Origin of the sequence: Pseudomonas asiatica (assembly GCF_009932335.1) — a bacterium.
Classification (GTDB): Bacteria; Pseudomonadota; Gammaproteobacteria; order Pseudomonadales; family Pseudomonadaceae; genus Aquipseudomonas; species Aquipseudomonas asiatica.
The window spans coordinates 3,741,226-3,759,441 of the sequence record NZ_BLJF01000001.1; the positions used below are offsets into that span (position 1 = coordinate 3,741,226).

Sequence of the window (18,216 nt, forward strand, 5' to 3'; positions counted from 1 at the left end):
TGGAGCACTATGATCAAGATTTCCAAGCTGTTCGCCGCAATGGTTCTGGCAGGGGTAGCCAGCCATTCGTTTGCCGCCGATACCATCAAGATCGGGATTGCCGGCCCCAAGACCGGCCCTGTGACCCAGTACGGCGACATGCAGTTCATCGGCGCAAAGCAAGCCATCAAGGATATCAACGCCGCGGGCGGCGTGGATGGCAAGATGCTCGAAGCCAAGGAATACGACGACGCCTGCGATCCTAAACAGGCCGTGGCAGTCGCCAACAAAGTGGTCAACGACGGCGTCAAGTTCGTCATTGGTCACCTGTGCTCCAGCTCTACCCAGCCTGCGTCCGACATCTACGAAGACGAAGGCGTGATCATGATCACCCCGGCCGCGACCTCCCCGGAAATCACCGCACGTGGCTACAAGCTGATCTTCCGCACCATCGGTCTGGACAGCGCCCAGGGCCCGGCTGCCGGCAACTACATCGCCGACCACGTCAAGCCGAAGGTTGTCGCCGTTCTGCACGACAAGCAGCAGTACGGTGAAGGCATCGCCACCGCGGTCAAGCAGACCCTGGAAGGCAAAGGCACCAAGGTTGCCGTGTTCGAAGGCCTGAACGCCGGTGACAAGGACTTCTCCTCGATCATCCAGAAGCTCAAGCAGAACAACGTCGACTTCGTCTACTACGGCGGCTACCACCCAGAGCTGGGCCTGATCCTGCGCCAGGCTCAGGAAAAGGGCCTGAAAGCCAAGTTCATGGGCCCGGAAGGCGTGGGCAACGACTCCATCTCGCAGATCGCCCAGAACGCCTCCGAAGGCCTGCTGGTGACCCTGCCGAAGTCGTTCGATGCGGACCCTGCGAACAAGAAGATCGTCGACGCCATCAAGGCTGACGGCAAGGACCCAAGCGGCCCGTTCGTGTTCCCGGCCTACTCGGCTGTCGAGCTGATCGCCCAAGGCATCAAGAAAGCCAAGTCCGAAGATGCCGACAAGGTGGCAGCCGCCATCCACGAAGGTACCTTCAAGACCCCGACCGGTGACCTGTCGTTCGACGACAAAGGCGACCTGAAAGACTTCAAGTTCGTGGTCTACGAATGGCACTTCGGCAAGCCGAAGACCGAAGTCTCCCCTCAGTAACTGCGTGACTAATAGCTGACCGTAGAAGCCCACTGTGCGAGCAGTGGGCTTTGTTTTACGAGGTTCATGGGCCTGATCCCCGCGATCCGGGGGCGGGCTCACCTGAAAATCTTAAAACCGTCACCCGCGGTTTCCTGGCCTACCCCCGCCAGCGAAATGCAAATCAGGTTTTTAGGAGCGCTGTAATGCCTGAGATCTACCATTTCTTCCAACAACTGGTTAATGGATTGACCATCGGCAGCACCTATGCCTTGATCGCCATCGGCTACACGATGGTGTACGGCATCATTGGCATGATCAACTTCGCCCACGGCGAGGTGTACATGATCGGTTCCTACGTGGCCTTCATCGCCCTGGCGGGCCTGGCCATGATGGGTATCCATTCGCTGCCTGTCCTGATGACCGTCGCCTTTGTCGCGACGATCTTCGTCACCAGTGCCTATGGCTACAGCATCGAACGGGTTGCCTACCGCCCCCTGCGCAACAGCAACCGCCTGATCCCGCTGATTTCCGCCATCGGCATGTCGATCTTCCTGCAGAACACCGTCCTGCTGTCGCAAGATTCCAAGGACAAGTCCATCCCCAACCTGATCCCCGGAAGCTTCTCGTTCGGGCCAGGCGGCGCGGAGGAAGTACTGATCAGCTACATGCAGATCCTGGTGTTCGTGGTCACCCTGGTGGCCATGACCTGCCTCACCCTGTTCATCTCCCGTTCCCGCCTGGGCCGCGCCTGCCGCGCCTGCGCCGAGGACATCAAGATGGCCAACCTGCTGGGCATCAACACCAACAACATCATCGCCCTCACCTTCGTCATCGGTGCCGCCCTGGCGGCGGTGGCGGCCGTGCTGCTGAGCATGCAGTACGGGGTGATCAACCCCAACGCCGGTTTCCTGGTGGGCCTGAAGGCCTTCACCGCGGCGGTGCTGGGTGGCATTGGCAGCATTCCGGGCGCCATGCTCGGCGGGCTGGTGCTGGGCGTGGCCGAAGCGTTCGGTGCCGATATCTTCGGCGACCAGTACAAGGACGTTGTGGCATTCGGCTTGTTGGTTCTTGTCCTGCTATTCCGGCCGACTGGCATCCTGGGCCGCCCGGAGGTTGAAAAAGTATGAACAGAAATCTCAAACAGGCGTTCTTCAGCGCCTTGCTGGTATGGGCCGTGGCCTTCCCGGTACTGGGCCTGAAACTGAGCATCGATGGCATCAGCCTGGTGGTGCACAGCCAGGGCTCGTTCACCATCGGCATCATCGCCGTGTGTTCGGTGTTGATGTTCCTGCGCGTGCTGTTCGACAAGCAGTGGAGCTCGGTGATGGGCCGCCGCTCGGATCGCAAGCTGATCCCGCCAGCGGTCAGCAACTACCTGACCCTGCCGAAAACCCAGCGCTACGTGATCATGGGCCTGATCGTCGCGGCACTGGTGTGGCCGTTCTTCGGCTCGCGCGGCGCGGTCGACATTGCCACGCTGATCCTGATCTACGTGTTGCTGGGCCTGGGCCTGAACATCGTGGTCGGTTTGGCAGGCCTGCTCGACCTTGGTTACGTCGGCTTCTACGCCGTCGGTGCCTACAGCTACGCCATGCTCTCGCACTACCTGGGCTGGAGCTTCTGGGTATGCCTGCCGATCGCCGGCCTCATGGCCGCTACCTTCGGCTTCCTGCTCGGCTTCCCGGTGCTGCGCCTGCGCGGTGACTACCTGGCGATCGTGACCCTCGGCTTCGGCGAGATCATCCGCCTGTTCCTGCGTAACCTCACCGACTGGACCGGCGGCCCCAACGGCATCAGCAACATTCCCAAGCCGGAGTTCTTCGGCCTGACCTTCGAACGCCGTGCCGCCGAAGGCATGCAGACGTTCCATGAGTTCTTCGGGCTTGAATACAACTCGATCAACAAGGTCATCTTCCTCTATCTGGTGGCCCTGCTGCTGGCCCTGCTGGCGCTGTTCGTGATCAACCGCCTGCTGCGCATGCCGATCGGCCGCGCCTGGGAAGCCCTGCGCGAAGACGAGATCGCCTGCCGCGCTCTGGGCCTGAACCCGACCGTGATCAAGCTGTCGGCATTCACCCTGGGCGCCTGCTTCGCCGGTTTCGCCGGCAGCTTCTTCGCTGCGCGCCAAGGCCTGGTGACGCCGGAGTCGTTCACCTTCATCGAGTCGGCGATCATCCTCGCCATCGTCGTGCTCGGCGGCATGGGCTCACAACTGGGCGTGATCCTCGCGGCCATCGTGATGATCCTGCTGCCCGAGCTGATGCGTGAGTTCAGCGAATACCGGATGCTGATGTTCGGTGCGCTGATGGTGTTGATGATGATCTGGCGTCCGCAAGGCCTGCTGCCTATGCAACGTCCACACATGGAGCTGCGTCGATGAGCCGCGAAATTCTGCAAGTCAGCGGCCTGAGCATGCGCTTCGGCGGCTTGTTGGCGGTCAACGGCGTGGGCCTGACCGTCAAGGAAAAACAGGTGGTGGCACTGATCGGCCCGAACGGCGCCGGCAAGACCACCGTGTTCAACTGCCTGACCGGCTTCTACAAGCCCAGCGGCGGCACCATCCTGCTCGATGGCCAGCCGATCCAGGGCCTGGCCGGGCATCAGATCGCCCGCAAGGGCGTGGTGCGGACATTCCAGAACGTGCGCCTGTTCAAGGAAATGACCGCGCTGGAAAACCTGCTGATCGCCCAGCACCGCCACCTCAACACCAACTTCTTCGCCGGCCTGTTCAAGACCCCAAGCTTCCGCCGCAGCGAGAAGGAGGCCATGGAGCGCGCGCAGTACTGGCTGGAGAAGGTCAACCTGACCGAGTTCGCCAACCGTACCGCCGGCACCCTCGCCTACGGGCAGCAGCGCCGCCTGGAAATCGCCCGCTGCATGATGACCCAACCGCGCATCATCATGCTCGACGAACCGGCTGCGGGCCTGAACCCGAAGGAAACCGAAGACCTCAAGGCGCTGATCGCCTACCTGCGTGAGTCGCACAACGTCACCGTGCTGCTGATCGAGCACGACATGAAGCTGGTGATGAGCATTTCCGACCATATCGTGGTGATCAACCAGGGCACACCCCTGGCCCACGGCACACCGGAAGAGATCCGCGACAACCCTGATGTGATCAAAGCCTACCTGGGGGAAGCGTAAATGCTGAAGTTCGAGAACGTTTCCACCTTCTACGGCAAGATCCAGGCGCTGCACAGCGTCAATGTGGAGATCAACCAGGGTGAGATCGTCACCCTGATCGGCGCCAACGGCGCCGGCAAGTCGACCTTGCTGATGACCTTGTGCGGCTCGCCGCAGGCGCACAGCGGCAGCATCAAGTACCTGGGTGAAGAGCTGGTCGGCCAGCCGTCTTCGCACATCATGCGCAAGAGCATCGCGGTGGTACCGGAAGGCCGCCGCGTGTTCTCCCGCCTGACCGTCGAGGAAAACCTGGCAATGGGTGGTTTCTTCACCGACAAGGGCGATTACCAGGAGCAGCTGGACAAGGTGTTGCAGCTGTTCCCGCGCCTGAAGGAGCGTTATATCCAGCGTGGCGGCACCATGTCCGGTGGCGAGCAGCAGATGCTCGCCATTGGCCGGGCGCTGATGAGCAAGCCCAAGCTGCTGCTGCTCGACGAGCCATCGCTGGGCCTGGCGCCAATCATCATCCAGCAGATCTTCGACATCATCGAACAGCTGCGCCGTGATGGCGTGACGGTGTTCCTGGTGGAGCAGAACGCCAACCAGGCGCTGAAGATCGCTGACCGGGCGTATGTGCTGGAGAACGGCCGGGTGGTGATGCAGGGTACTGGGGAAGCACTGTTGACCGACCCGAAGGTGCGCGACGCGTACCTGGGGGGTTGACCGGGAAAAGGGCCATCTACTGGCCCTTTTTTCTACCTGTCAGAAATGTATTGCCTGTACTGGCCCTATCGCCGGCAAGCCAGCTCCCACAGGTACCCCCACAGTTCCTGAAAGTTGTGGGGGCCTGTGGGAGCTGGCTTGCCGGCGATAGGGCCAGCACAGGCAACCATTAACTTGTGATCCAGCGCCAGCCTGAGTAACGTGGCCGGCTTTCATGGCAAAGATTTCCCCGGAGCCCGCCCCATGCGCCTCACCCCCACCCTGCTGCTCACCGCCCTGCTGCCCTTGTTCGCAGGCTGCCAGCTCATGGCTGACACCCCCAGCGACCCGAACATCGGCACTACGCGCATGCAGGGCGAGCTGCGTGCCGGCGGTGGCCAGCTGCTGTTCAAGCCGTGCAGCGAAAACCGCACTTTCGTGATCAACGACGTCGCCGCAACCGGCATCCTGCAGGAAGCCGCCAACCTCGCCAAGGACGCCAACGACAAACTGTTCGCCGACGTCCGTGGCCGCCTCACCGGCAGCAGGCAGGCCAACAACGACGGCCAGCTTGAAGTTCGCCGCCTGTACCGCCTGGAACCTTCCACCCGCGCCTGTGAAGACCCCAACTTCAAGCAGCTGACCCTGCGCGCCAACGGCCATGAGCCGGAATGGGACATCAAGGCCAGCGGCAAAGGCATGGTGCTCAACCGCGTCGGCCAGGATCCCCTGCCCCTGCCCTTTCTGGAAGAAGAAGTGCCCGGCGGCGGCCTGACCCTGACCAGCGAAGCCAACGGCCAGCACGTGGAGCTGTGGGTCGCGCCACAACGCTGTGTAGACACCGCCACCGGTGCCATCCACCACTTACGTGCCGAACTGCGCATCGACGGCAAGACCCTGCTGGGCTGCGGTTACTATGGCGGTGCACGCGACAACTGATCGCCGGGCGCTTTTATCCTGCCAGTCGGGGCGGCGAACAGCTTATACTTGGCGGTTTGTGTAAAGCCGCCGGCCGCCCATGGCCGGGATACTGGACCCTGCCATGCTACGAATCACCGAACTGAAGCTGCCCCTGGACCATCCCGACGAAGCCCTGCGTGAAGCGATCGTCCAGCGCCTGGGCATCCGCGACGAGCAACTGCTCAGCTTCAACCTGTTCAAGCGCAGCTACGATGCGCGCAAGAAGAACAGCGAACTGCTGTTCATCTACACCATCGACCTGGAAGCCAGCAACGAAGCCGAGCTGCTCAGCAAGTTCGCCGACGATCGCAATATCGGCCCGGCGCCAGACGTAACCTACAAGTTCGTCGGCAAGGCCCCTGCCGATCTGCAGGAGCGCCCGATCGTGGTCGGCTTCGGCCCGTGCGGCATCTTCGCCGGCCTGTTGCTGGCACAGATGGGCTTCAAGCCGATCATCCTCGAGCGCGGCAAGGAAGTACGCCAGCGCACCAAGGACACCTGGGGCCTGTGGCGCAAGAGCGTGCTCAACCCCGAGTCCAACGTGCAGTTCGGCGAAGGCGGCGCCGGTACCTTCTCCGACGGCAAGCTGTACAGCCAGATCAAGGACCCGCAGCACCACGGCCGCAAGGTGCTGGAAGAGTTCGTCAAGGCCGGTGCACCGGACGAGATCCTGTACATCAACAAACCGCACATCGGCACCTTCCGCCTCACCGGCATGGTCGAGCAGATGCGTCAGGACATGATTGCCCTTGGCGCCGAAGTGCGCTTCCAGCAGAAGGTCACCGACCTGCTGATCGAGGATGGGCAACTGACCGGCGTGGTGCTGGAGAGCGGCGAACAGCTGCACTCGCGCCATGTGGTGCTGGCACTGGGCCACAGTGCCCGCGACACCTTCCGCATGCTGCACGCCAAAGGCGTGTACATGGAAGCCAAGCCGTTCTCGGTGGGCTTCCGTATCGAGCACCCGCAAACGCTGATCGACAAGGCTCGCCTAGGCAAGTACGCCGGTCACCCGAAACTCGGTGCCGCCGACTACAAACTGGTGTATCACGCCAAGAATGGCCGCTCTGTGTACAGCTTCTGCATGTGCCCGGGCGGCACCGTGGTCGCAGCAACCAGCGAGCCAGGCCGGGTGGTTACCAACGGCATGAGCCAGTACTCGCGTAACGAGCGCAACGCCAACTCAGGCATCGTCGTCGGCATCGACCCCGAGCGCGATTACCCGGGCGGCCCGCTGGCCGGCATCGAGCTGCAGGAACGCCTGGAAGCCCACGCCTACGTGATGGGCGGCAGCAACTACCAGGCCCCGGCACAGCTGGTGGGTGACTTCGTCGCTGGCCGGCCGTCGACTGCACTGGGCAGTGTCGAGCCGTCCTACAAACCGGGCGTGACCCTGGGCGACCTGGCGCCGAGCCTGCCGGACTTCGCCATCGAAGCCATTCGCGAGGCGCTGCCAGCGTTCGACCGGCAGATCAAGGGCTACAACCTGCATGATGCAGTGCTGACCGGGATCGAGACCCGCACCTCCTCGCCGCTGCGCATTACCCGCGGTGAGGACTTCCAGAGCCTGAACCTCAAGGGGCTGTTCCCGGCGGGTGAAGGGGCCGGGTATGCGGGCGGAATCCTGTCGGCGGGTGTCGATGGGATTCGCATCGCTGAGGCGGTGGCGCGGGATATGCTCGGCCTCTGAGCCTTTTACATGCCAGGGCCTCTTCGCGGGTAAAACCGCGAAAGGGCCACTGCAGACATCAGAAAAATCCACAACAAAGATCAGACTTCCCCTCCCCACTCCTTCCCCATCTGCGTCTAGGCTTTCCCGCAGCCCAGCCAGCAATACCATATAACAAAAACGAATATGGTTTTTGTTTGAAAGCATATCGCCAAAGGCTAGGGTGTACGCCCGTTCCATTGTCAACTGCTCATGGAGAGCCTATAGCCCGTGCGTAGCCTGTTCACCCGCTTCTTCCAGCTCGAAGCCGCCAGTGGCCTGTTGCTGATCGCTGCGGCCATCCTGGCCCTGATAATCAACAACTCGCCGCTGTCCTACCTGTACAGCGGCCTGCTCGACGTTCCCGTCGCCGTTCAGGTCGGTGCGCTGCACATCGCCAAACCGCTGTTGCTTTGGATCAACGACGGCCTGATGGCCCTGTTCTTCCTGCTGATCGGCCTGGAGGTCAAGCGCGAGGTAGTCGACGGCCACCTGTCCAAGCCCTCCCAGGTAATCCTGCCAGCCACCGCCGCCGTGGGCGGCATGGTGATACCGGCACTGATCTACTGGTTCATCAACCGTGACAACCCTGCCGCCATAGCCGGCTGGGCTATCCCCACAGCCACCGACATCGCCTTCGCCCTCGGCGTACTGGCCCTGCTGGGCAAGCGCGTGCCGGTGTCGCTGAAACTGTTCCTGATGACCCTGGCGATCATCGACGACCTGGGTGCGATCATCGTCATTGCCCTGTTCTACTCGGGCACCCTGTCGAGCATGTCGCTGCTGCTGGCTGCCGCCTGCCTGGTATTGCTGGTGTCGATGAATCGGCTTGGCGTGGTCAAGCTTGGGCCCTACATGGTCGTTGGCCTGATCCTGTGGGTCTGCGTGCTCAAGAGCGGCGTGCATGCCACCCTGGCCGGCGTCGCCCTGGCCCTGTGCATCCCGCTGCGCACGCGCCATGCCGAACGCTCACCACTGCTTGCCCTGGAACAAGCCCTGCATCCTTGGGTTGCCTACGCCATCCTGCCGCTGTTCGCTTTCGCCAACGCCGGTGTATCGCTGTCAGGCGTGACCTTAGAAAGCTTCACCCACCCGGTGCCACTGGGCATCGCCGTGGGGCTGTTGCTGGGCAAGACCGTGGGTGTCTTCGGCCTGACATGGGTCGCGGTCAAGCTGCGCCTGGCCGCACTGCCTGCAGGCGCCAGTTGGGGGCAATTGCTGGGTGTGGCGATACTTTGCGGTATCGGCTTCACCATGAGCCTGTTCGTCGGCTCGCTCGCCTTTGTGCCTGGAAGCAGTGATTACGCCGGGATGGACCGCATGGGTATTCTCACCGGATCGTTCTTCGCCGCCGTGTTCGGCTATGCAGTAACCGCCATGGCCAGCCGCAAGTCCAACGTCGGCTGACCTGGCCGCAGCATGAAAAAACCCCGACTGGCGAGCGCCATGTCGGGGTTTTTTCTTGTTGGGCTACGGTCAGTGCGTGACGCGGCTGGTGCCATCGACGGTCATGATGCGCACGCGGTCGCCAACGCGGAAGATCTCGTTCTGCTGCACGGCCTGCACATAGGCACGCATGCTGCCATCGTCCTCACGCACGGTGATCTCGACACCCTGGGTACGGGTCAGGCCCTCTTCGGCGGCGGAACCGGCCAGGCCACCGGCAACGGCACCGATCACGGCGGCGACGATGCTGCCACGGCCACCACCCACGGCGCTCCCGGCCACGCCACCCACGATGGCGCCAGCACCGCCACCGATCGGGGTCTTGGTGCCTTCGATCTTGACCGGACGCAGGGACTCGATAGTGCCCATGCGCACAGTTTGCACGCGGCGGGCCTCATCACGGGAGTAGCTGTCACCGGTCAGGCTCGAGGCACAGCCACCCAGCAACAGCGACATGGTGGTAAAGGTCGCCACCAGCAAAGCGGATTTACGCATGGGTAAGGTCTCCATAAGTCAGGTGCTCATTAGACGCTGCACGTTGACGGCTGTCACGGTACAAACGTAATAAAATTGTTTTCATTCAGCCAAGGGACAGCCTGCACGGCTGTGTCGAGGCCTTTCAAGTGAGACCAAGGATAGCCATGGATTACTTCATCGTCGTGGTCACCACCGTTGCGGGGCTGTATTTCCACTGGTGGCTGTATGTGCGCATGCGCCGCTGGATGGACCGTGACCTGGCGTTGTCGCTGGCAGGGGCGGACCCGGAAAAACGCGCGTATATGCTGCAAAGGCTGGAGCAGGCGCGGGTGGAGAAGGTGGGGCGCAAGCAGTTGGCGGGGTGGTTGGAACGGCAGGCTACAGGGTATCCGGGGTAGCCTGATGGAGCGCCGGGGCCGCAAAGCGGCCCCGACAAACTCAGGGCGCCAACCGCTCCCGCAGCCATTGCCCATCCACCAGCCGGTAGTTCAGTCGGTCATGCAGGCGGCTGGCCCGCCCCTGCCAGAACTCGATGCGCTCAGGTAGCAAACGATACCCACCCCAATGCTCCGGACAATGCGGCTGGGTGTCGGAAAAGCGCGCCTCAGTGGCCTTGACCAGTCCCTCCAGCTCCTCACGACCGGCAATCACCTGGCTCTGTGGCGAAGCCCAAGCACCTAGGCGGCTACCCAGCGGGCGCACCTGGTAGTAGGCGTCAGACTCCTGGGGGGTGACCTTTTCCACCCGCCCTTCGATGCGCACCTGGCGCTCCAGCGCCGGCCAGAAGAAGGTCATGGCGGCGAAAGGGTTGACCAGCAGTTGCTGGCCCTTGGCACTATCGTAGTTGGTGAAGAAAGTGAAGCCACGCTCATCGAGCCCCTTCAGCAACAAGATACGGCAGTGCGGGCGGCCTTCACCGTCGACAGTGGCCAAGGTCATGGCGTTGGCTTCCACCGGCACCTGCTCGGTTTTCACCGCTTCGGCGAACCACTGGTGGAACAGGGCGAACGGCTCTCCCGGGGCCTGGGATTCGGCCAGGCCATCACGGGTGTAGTCGCGGCGCATATCGGCCAGGGATTGGGTCATTGCTGCGTTCCTTGACGATCAGTTGGTCTTCGCAGGGCTGTTGGCAGCTACTTTCTTTTCAGTGGTAGCTTTCTTGGCAACCGGCTTGGCCGGTGCAGCTTTTTTCTTGGCCGTGGTCTTGGCTGGCGCCTTGGCCTTGGCTTTGGTCACAGGCTTCTTCGCCGCAGCCTTGATGGCCGGCTTGCTGTCGGCAGGCTTGGCAGCAGGTGCTTTGACATCTTGCACCGCCACCATTGGCGCGCGCGCCGGGGCGGCTTGCTGGTACTTGGCCAGCAGGGCGACCATGGTGTTCTGCGGGGTCAACAGCATTTCCACACGGCGGTTCAGGGCACGGCCCTCGGCGCTGTCGTTGGCGGCGCGCGGCATTTCCGAGCCCATGCCCTTGAGGTTCAGACGGTCACGCTGCAGGCCGCTGAGGCGGAAGATGGCCGACACCGAAGCGGCGCGCTCCAGGCTGAGCTTCTGGTTGGCGGCAGCGACCCCGCTGCTGTCGGCATGGCCGAGCACCAGCACGGCGGTCTTGGCATCGCCTTCGACAGTCTTGGCCACACGAGTAATCGGGCCCAGGGTCATCGGCAGCAGCATGTTCGGACGATCGGGGTTGTACGAACTGTCCACCGGGATGGTTACGGCCAGCACGTTGTCACGACGCTCCAGCTCCAGCTTGCTGCCCTTGATCGCCTCACGCAGCTTTGGCTCGTACTCGTCCAGCCAGGCCTGGGTGGCCTTCTGGTCGACCTTCGGCACCACCGGCCCCTTGGCCTGCTTCTCTTCACCGCCGAACGGCCACCACCAACGGCTGGCGTTGTCGGACTTGGCGTCGGCCTTGGCCACATTTTCCGTGACGGCTTGCTTCACTTCCTGCTCGGCAACCTTGTCCGAACCGAAGGGCCACCAGCTAGAGGCGCTGTCCTTCGAGCCGTCCTGGGGGTGACTGGCGCAGCCGGTAACGGCGGTCAGGCACAGGGCGAGTGCTAAGGTTTTGTGTGAAGACATCAGCGATACACCATGAAATAGAAAGAAATTTTGCTTACGCCCTTCAGGCGTTGGCATTGAGGATAGTCAAAGGGCTGGGGCAATACCCGCATTACCCGATCAAAGGCAATTGGCAAGGACGCGTACCAGTTTCTGGGCTCGCGGGTCCATGAGCACATAAGGGCCAAGGGTATTGACCACGAAACCGAAGGCCACATCGTGTTCCGGGTCAGCGAAACCAACCGAGCCGCCGGCGCCTGGGTGGCCGAAGGCGCGGGCCCCGAGGCCGAACGTGGCATTGGCCACGTCTGGCTGGTCGAGCATGCAGCCCAGGCCAAAACGGGTCTGGGTGAGCAGAGTACGATCCTGGCCGAGGCTGTGCTCACGGGTGAGTTCGTCGAGCAGCTCTGATTCGAGCAGGCTACCGTCCAACAGCCCGGCATAGAAGCCCGCCAGGCTGCGCGCATTGCCATGGCCATTGGCCGCTGGCTGCTGCATGCGCCGCCACTCCGGCTTGTTGGTACTGGTCAGGATCGCCGGCGGGTTGGTGAAGGCACGGGTCGACAGAGCCTCGGGCTCGCGCATGGTCACCTGCAGCAGGCGCTGAGCCGCAGCGTCCCCGGCGTTGCCCTTGCCACGGGCGATATGCGCTACGCGATGAAACTCATCGTCCGCCAGGCCGATATGAAAATCCAGCCCCAACGGCCGAGCGGTACGGGCCACGATCGAGTCGCCGGGGCCACGGCCGTCGGCACGGCGGATCAGCTCGCCAATCAGCCAGCCGTAGGTAATTGCGGCATAGCCATGCTCGGTGCCGGGTGTCCACCAGGGCGTTTCGGCAGCCAGCGCATCGACCATGGCCTGCCAGTCATACAGTGCCTCGGCCGGCAGCAGCTCACGGATGGCCGGCAAGCCGGCGCGGTGGCTGAGCAGCTGGCGCAGGGTAATCGCCTGTTTGCCTGCCTGGGCGAACTCGGGCCAGTAGTTGGCCACCGGCGCATCAAGCGCCAGCTTGCCCTCGCCGACCAGTTGCAGGGCGGTGACAGCGGTGAAGGTCTTGGTGCAGGAAAACAGGTTGGCGATGGTATCGCTGTGCCAGGCCTGCTGGCCGTCCTTGTCGGCACTGCCGGCCCACAGGTCGACCACGGTTTCGCCACCAACCTGGATGCACAGCGCGGCGCCACGCTCCTGGGGATCATCGAACAGCGCGGCGAAGGCTTCGCGCACTGCTTCGAACTTCAGCTCATAGTGACCCTGGATCTGCACCCGCTGTTCTCCGTACGACCAATTCCGAAAATGGTGTGCATTGTTTCAGTAGTTGCGTGTTTTGCAAACTGGCTTGGGCCAAGTGGTCGCGACGAATGGCAGCCAGGACGAACGGTGCCCCTGTAGGAGCGGCCTTGCGTCGCGATGGGCTGCGCAGCAGCCCCGGTAATTTGTGCATTGCGGCTGAGATCCTGGGGCTGCTGTGCAGCCCATCGCGACACAAGGCCGCTCCTACACAAGACCGCGTCAGCCGGTTGCTAGGGCGCCGGTTTTTCCAGTTGGACGCGCAGCTGGCTCATTGCCTGCAAGTTGCTCTTGCGCACGGCATCGACAAACCCCGGGTATGGCATATCGGTGATCGCCACCAACCCTAGGTGACCGTTCTCGCCATCGAGCAGGCGGCCGCTGGCCGGCTGGTCGAGGTACTGGAACCAGTGCGCGCCAACGATCATCGGCTGCGCCAGGGCCGCCTTGAGGAAGTTGCCGTAGGCCGGGCCACGGTCCTCTTCCCGCGCCACTTCCAGCGGCCCCGGCCAGAACGGCCCGCGATCGCGCGAGCCGAACTGGAACTCGGACACCAACACCGGCTTGTCCAGCTCGGCCAGGCGGGTGAAGTCGTAGCCATCCTGCGGCTTGAGGGTATAGAAGTTGAAGCTGAGCACATCGCAGAACTCGGCGCAGGCCTTGACCGCCTCCGGCGTGCTGACGGCATAGCGGCCACCCAGCAGCAAGTGATTGGGCGCATGCCACTTCAACGAGTCGGCAATGGTCCTGAAGTAGGTTTCGGCGAACACCTGCTGGAAGTGCTGGTAGTCACGCTCGATTTCCGGGTGCTCCGGGTTCGGCAACGGTGCCTCGAAACCCGGGTCCTCCATCAGTTCCCAGGCGCTCAGCTCGATGCCCCAGGCCTTGGACAACCCTTCCTGGTTGCGGTACTTGTCACGCAGTTGCTTGAGGAAGGCGCGCTTGGCCGGTACGTCGGTAGTCAGGCGCAAGGTTCCGTAGGCCAGGCCGTAACGCGCCTTTGGGTCGCTACCGGGGGCGGCCCAGGCCAGTTCGTTGTCGGCGAAATAGCCGATCAGCCAGGGGTCGTCACGGTGATCGCGGGCGGCAATGGCCACGGCGCGCTCGGTGGCCATGGCAAAACGCGGGTCGAACGGGTCGGGCATGCGGCCCCACCAGTCCATGCCAGTGCTGATGCTGGCGTAATCCCCCACGATCGATAGCGGCAAGGTGTACGGCATGCGCCTGGTCTGGCCCAGGGCCGGTTCGCTCCAGTTGCCGACCGTGTTGAAACCCCAGGCCTGCAGGCGGTCGAGCGCATGCGCCTGCCAGCGGGCGGTATCCAGCGCCAATGGTGGGCAGCTTGCTGGCTGCCCCTCTACCGCGGGCGGGCAGGGTTTGCCATAGGTGCGCTGCAGGTTGGCGGCATAGAAATCGAACCAGCGCCCCTGCTTGAAGTTGCGACCTTGCGACGAGGGGTTGCCATCGTCGTTGTTGCCATCACCATAGAATGCGGCCAGTGCATCCCCCTCAACCGGCAACCCCTTGAACATCCCCTCACGCCCGGCGACGTAGGTACGCCCGCCATCCGCGGCGACGGCATTCACCCCCAGGGAATAGAACGGATGCCCCTCGGGCGTTACCAGGTACCAGCGGCCGTCACGCTTTTCGGTGCGGAAGAAGCCTTTGGCCTCGAACGCCGGCCCGGCCAGCAGGCCTCCGTAAGCGTCCAGCTGCTGCTTGCCACGCTCTGCCAGCCAGCCTTTGAGCTGTTGCTGCTCGCGTACATCGGCCGCCTTGAGCTGCTCGTCATTGGTAACCTTTTCTGGCCAATGGCCGCGGGTGGACTGGCCATAGGCATCGATCAGTTCCTGGTAGGCCGCCTTGTATGCCTGGTCGTCATCCTGGATGCCCACCCGCTCGATCAGCAGGTTCTGCGCCACCTTGGGGTTGGGGATACTCAGGCTGACCGACGTCACCTGCTTGAGGTCGACCGCACCCGCGCTGCTGGTCAGCAGCAGGCGCTGGCCGCCATGGTTCCAGGGCATGGGCGGGCCGGCGCGCATGCCTTGGCTCAATGGCGAACTGGCCGTCAGCGGTACCATCACGGTTTGTGCAGGACCGGCCGGAAGGTCGATGCGGCTGGTCAACGTGCGCCCATCACTGCCCTGCACCACCACGTCCACGGTCAGCGCCCAATCCATCGCGCTTTGCAGGCGCAAAGTCAGGAACTGACCGCCGGACCAGTCCCACACACCGCTTTGCGGGCTCAGGCGCAGGGTCGGCCGCTCGGCCGGGTTGAACACCACGCGCCGCAACACTTCACCTTCGGCCGTCTGCTCCGCGTTGTACTGCGGCATGCCGGCATCCTCGGTCGCCACATTGACCACCGAGGCCGGGCGCACGAAGCTGAAAAGCGTCTGCTGCCCAGCCAGCAACGGCGAGCTGAACAACAGGGCAAAAACGGCGGGCAGGGTACGGCGGACCATAAGGCTGGGGCTCTCCTTCAGGGCCCTCATGGCCCACGACTGAGTAATGGACAACGCACCGGAGCAAGTGTGCTCCGGCGGTCAGGAAATCTCCCGCCGGAACGGCGGCAGCGCATTGAGAATAGCCTTGCCGTAGCGCTGGGTGACCAGGCGCCGGTCAAGCAAGGTGATAACACCGCGGTCCTGTTCGGTTCGCAGCAGGCGGCCGCAGGCCTGGATCAGCCGCAGCGAGGCATCGGGCACGGCAATTTCCATGAACGGGTTGCCGCCGCGAGCTTCGATCCACTCGGCCAACGCCGCTTCGACCGGATCATCAGGCACGGCAAAAGGAATCTTGGCGATAACCACGTGCTCGCAGTAGGCACCCGGCAGGTCGACACCCTCGGCAAAGCTGGCCAGGCCGAACAGCACGCTGTGCTGGCCATCGTCGACCCGTGCCTTGTGCTTGTTCAGGGTTTCCTGCTTGGACAGGTTGCCTTGGATCAGCACTAGCTTGCGCCAGTCACGGTCCAGGCCATCGAACACGTCCTGCATCTGCTTGCGCGAGGAGAACAGCACCAGCGCGCCACGGGCATCTTCGACGATGTTCGGCAGTTCGCGGATGATCGCTGCGGTATGCGCCGCCGCATCGCGCGGGTCGGCCTTTAGGTCGGGGACCCGCAGCAGGCCGGCATCGCCATGCACGAACGGGCTGGGCACCACGCAAGTGACCGCGTCACGGGGCAACCCCGAGCGCATGCGGAAGCGGTCGAACTTGCCCAGCGCAGTCAGCGTCGCCGAGGTCACCAGTGCGCCATGTGCCACGCTCCACAGGCTGCGGCGAAGCATTTCGGCGGCCAGGATGGGGCTGGCATTGACTTCGATGTCGAACAGCGCACCGCTCTCGGCCAGGGTCAGCCAACGGGCCATGGGTGGGCTGTCTTCCGGATCTTCGGCGGTAAAGGCCGTCCACAGTTCCCAGTTGCCCTGGGCACGGGTGACCAGGCTACCGAACAGCGGGTACCACTCCTCGGCCTGGTGGCTGGCGATGCCGATGTTGACCTCACCGTCCATGCCTTCCTTGAGCAGGTCGGCCAAGCGGGTGAACAGGTCGTTGAGGCGGGCAAAGCCTTTTTTCAGCTCGATGCCCACTTCGCGAATCTGCTCCGGCACCACGCCGCCTTCAAAGCGGTAGCGCGGGCGCTCACGGCCTTCGTTGTCCTCGCTGGGGCGGAAGTCGGCAACCTGCTCGCACAGGGTGAACATGAACTGCTGCTGGGTGCGCACTTCCCGCGCAAGCTCCGGCACCTGCTCGATGTACTTGCCCAGGTCACCGGGCAGCGGGTGCTGGGCCAGCAGCTTGGTCAGGTTCTTGGCGGTCTGCTCCAGCCAGTCGGCAGTAGAGCGCAGGCGCGAATAGTGGGCGAAATGGCCGATAGCCTTGTCCGGCAGGTGGTGGCCTTCGTCGAACACGTACATGGTGTCGCGCGGGTCGGGCAATACCGCGCCGCCGCCCAGGGCCAGGTCGGCCAGCACCATGTCGTGGTTGGTGACGATCACGTCGACCTTGCCCATGCCTTCGCGGGCCTTGTAGAACACGCACTGCTGGAAGTTCGGGCAATGACGGCCGGTACACTGGCTGTGGTCGGTGGTCAGGCGCGCCCAGTCCTGGTCTTCCAGGGCTTCGGGCCAGCTGTCGCGGTCACCGTCCCAGCGGTTGCCGGCAAGCTTCTCGATCATGCTGTTGAACAGCTTCTGGCTGCGCTCGTCGACTTCGATGTGGAAGCCTTCTTCCTCGAACAGCTGGGCGGTGGCCGACTGGGCGTGGCCCTCCTGCAGCAGGATGTCGAGCTTGGACAGGCACAGGTAGCGGCCACGGCCCTTGGCCAGGGCGAAGCTGAAGTTCAGCCCGCTGCTGCGCATCAGGTCGGGCAGGTCCTTGAAGACAATCTGCTCCTGCAGCGCCACGGTGGCGGTGGCGATCACCAAACGCTTGCCGGCGGCCTTGGCGGCCGGAATGGCAGCCAGGCTGTAGGCCACCGTCTTGCCGGTACCGGTGCCCGCCTCCACTGCCACCACGGCAGGCTCGCCGGCACGGCGGCCTTCTTCGTCGCAGGCGATGTCGCCGAGCACCTTGGCCACTTCGGCGATCATCAGGCGCTGGCCATAGCGCGGCTTGAGGCTCTTGGCTTCGAGAAAACGCGTATAGGCGCCCTGGATGGTGGCTTTGAGTTCGTTGCTGATCATGGTCTGCAGGCGCCCGGAGGGCTGGATATATTTTCAGTGTTTCGCATGGGGCGGCTATCATACCCCGCTATTGCCCTTTATGCCGCATGGAGATCCGGATGCTTGCCTTTGCCCTGCCCTACACACTGCATGTCCTGGCCGCCCTGGTGTGGGTCGGCGGCATGTTCTTCGCCTGGCTGGTGCTGCGCCCGGCAACGGTTGCAGCCCTTGAAGGGCCTGCCCGGCTGCGCTTGTGGGTGGAAGTTTTCCGACGCTTCTTCGGTTGGGTCTGGCTGGCAGTGGCGATTTTGGCGATAAGTGGTATCGGCATGTTGCACATGCGCTTCAGCGGCTTCGAGACTGCACCGAAATATGTGCAGGTGATGATCGGTGGGGGCATCGCCATGTTTGCCCTGTTCATGCGCATCCAGGCGCTGCTGCTGCCGGAATTGAGGGGGGCAGTGCAGGCCGAGGACTGGCCGGCGGGTGCGGCAGTGCTGGGACGGATTCGGCGGATGGTGGGGATCAACCTGCTGCTCGGTCTGGCGGTGGTAGCCGTGGCCAGTTCGCGGCTGATGCTCTGACAGGATCTGCTCGGCCCCTGTAGGAGCGGCCTTGTGTCGCGATGGGCTGCGCAGCAGCCCCGGCAATTTGTGCGAAGGCGCTGAA

General features: G+C 63.4%; 16 protein-coding genes. 10 read left to right on the plus strand and 6 right to left on the minus strand.

Going from position 1 to position 18,216, the window contains the following annotated elements; genetic code table 11:
• The first annotated feature begins 9 nt into the window (after nucleotides 1–9).
• The 8 genes from GYA95_RS17375 (at nucleotide 10) to nhaA (ending at nucleotide 9,007) form a co-directional block, all read left to right on the plus strand.
• Nucleotides 10–1,125 carry a branched-chain amino acid ABC transporter substrate-binding protein gene (locus GYA95_RS17375; protein WP_015271528.1) on the plus strand — a complete coding sequence of 372 codons (1,116 nt, stop codon included), beginning with the start codon at nucleotides 10–12 and terminating at the stop codon, nucleotides 1,123–1,125.
• Nucleotides 1,126–1,310: 185 nt separating this feature from the next.
• Entirely contained in the window at nucleotides 1,311–2,234 is a 924-nt protein-coding gene (gene livH / locus GYA95_RS17380) for a high-affinity branched-chain amino acid ABC transporter permease LivH (RefSeq protein ID WP_013973918.1), read from the plus strand.
• The gene (locus tag GYA95_RS17385) at nucleotides 2,231–3,487 is read left to right on the plus strand and encodes a high-affinity branched-chain amino acid ABC transporter permease LivM (RefSeq protein WP_015271529.1); all 1,257 of its coding nucleotides are present in this window, start codon (nucleotides 2,231–2,233) and stop codon (nucleotides 3,485–3,487) included. The genes livH and GYA95_RS17385 overlap by 4 nt, the downstream gene beginning before the upstream one ends.
• Complete coding sequence (livG, locus tag GYA95_RS17390) at nucleotides 3,484–4,251, plus strand: high-affinity branched-chain amino acid ABC transporter ATP-binding protein LivG (RefSeq protein ID WP_013973920.1); 768 nt, start codon at nucleotides 3,484–3,486, stop codon at nucleotides 4,249–4,251. Before GYA95_RS17385 ends, livG begins: the two co-directional genes overlap by 4 nt.
• A complete protein-coding gene (locus GYA95_RS17395) occupies nucleotides 4,252–4,953 on the plus strand; it encodes an ABC transporter ATP-binding protein (RefSeq protein ID WP_013973921.1) in 702 nt (233 codons plus the stop codon).
• 243 nt (nucleotides 4,954–5,196) lie between these two features.
• Nucleotides 5,197–5,871 carry a COG3650 family protein gene (locus tag GYA95_RS17400; protein WP_015271530.1) on the plus strand — a complete coding sequence of 225 codons (675 nt, stop codon included), beginning with the start codon at nucleotides 5,197–5,199 and terminating at the stop codon, nucleotides 5,869–5,871.
• Between the two features lie 103 nt (nucleotides 5,872–5,974).
• Nucleotides 5,975–7,582 (plus strand): NAD(P)/FAD-dependent oxidoreductase, encoded by a 1,608-nt coding sequence (locus GYA95_RS17405; RefSeq protein WP_015271531.1) that lies wholly within the window; start codon nucleotides 5,975–5,977, stop codon nucleotides 7,580–7,582.
• Between the two features lie 249 nt (nucleotides 7,583–7,831).
• Nucleotides 7,832–9,007: a Na+/H+ antiporter NhaA gene (gene nhaA, locus GYA95_RS17410; protein WP_015271532.1), complete on the plus strand. Its 1,176-nt coding sequence runs from the start codon at nucleotides 7,832–7,834 to the stop codon at nucleotides 9,005–9,007.
• 69 nt (nucleotides 9,008–9,076) lie between these two features.
• Here nhaA and GYA95_RS17415 read toward each other — a convergent pair whose 3' ends face one another.
• A complete protein-coding gene (locus GYA95_RS17415) occupies nucleotides 9,077–9,541 on the minus strand; it encodes an outer membrane lipoprotein (protein ID WP_013973925.1) in 465 nt (154 codons plus the stop codon).
• Between the two features lie 146 nt (nucleotides 9,542–9,687).
• Between GYA95_RS17415 and GYA95_RS17420 the strand changes: the two genes are divergently transcribed.
• Complete coding sequence (locus tag GYA95_RS17420; RefSeq protein ID WP_015271533.1) at nucleotides 9,688–9,921, plus strand: hypothetical protein; 234 nt, start codon at nucleotides 9,688–9,690, stop codon at nucleotides 9,919–9,921.
• Nucleotides 9,922–9,961: 40 nt separating this feature from the next.
• On the opposite strand, the gene pdxH is transcribed toward GYA95_RS17420, so the two are convergent.
• The 5 genes from pdxH to dinG form a co-directional block, all read right to left on the minus strand.
• Nucleotides 9,962–10,609 carry a pyridoxamine 5'-phosphate oxidase gene (gene pdxH, locus GYA95_RS17425; RefSeq protein WP_015271534.1) on the minus strand — a complete coding sequence of 216 codons (648 nt, stop codon included), beginning with the start codon at nucleotides 10,607–10,609 and terminating at the stop codon, nucleotides 9,962–9,964.
• 18 nt (nucleotides 10,610–10,627) lie between these two features.
• Entirely contained in the window at nucleotides 10,628–11,605 is a 978-nt protein-coding gene (locus tag GYA95_RS17430; protein ID WP_015271535.1) for an OmpA family protein, read from the minus strand.
• 99 nt (nucleotides 11,606–11,704) lie between these two features.
• Nucleotides 11,705–12,850, minus strand: coding sequence for an EstA family serine hydrolase (locus tag GYA95_RS17435; RefSeq protein WP_015271536.1), 1,146 nt, complete (start codon nucleotides 12,848–12,850; stop codon nucleotides 11,705–11,707).
• Between the two features lie 257 nt (nucleotides 12,851–13,107).
• The gene (locus tag GYA95_RS17440; protein ID WP_015271537.1) at nucleotides 13,108–15,342 is read right to left on the minus strand and encodes a beta-galactosidase; all 2,235 of its coding nucleotides are present in this window, start codon (nucleotides 15,340–15,342) and stop codon (nucleotides 13,108–13,110) included.
• Nucleotides 15,343–15,423: 81 nt separating this feature from the next.
• A complete protein-coding gene (gene dinG / locus GYA95_RS17445) occupies nucleotides 15,424–17,568 on the minus strand; it encodes an ATP-dependent DNA helicase DinG (RefSeq protein ID WP_013973931.1) in 2,145 nt (714 codons plus the stop codon).
• 98 nt (nucleotides 17,569–17,666) lie between these two features.
• On the opposite strand from dinG, the gene GYA95_RS17450 reads away from it, so the two are divergent.
• Entirely contained in the window at nucleotides 17,667–18,131 is a 465-nt protein-coding gene (locus tag GYA95_RS17450) for a CopD family protein (RefSeq protein ID WP_015271538.1), read from the plus strand.
• Nucleotides 18,132–18,216 lie beyond the last annotated feature (85 nt).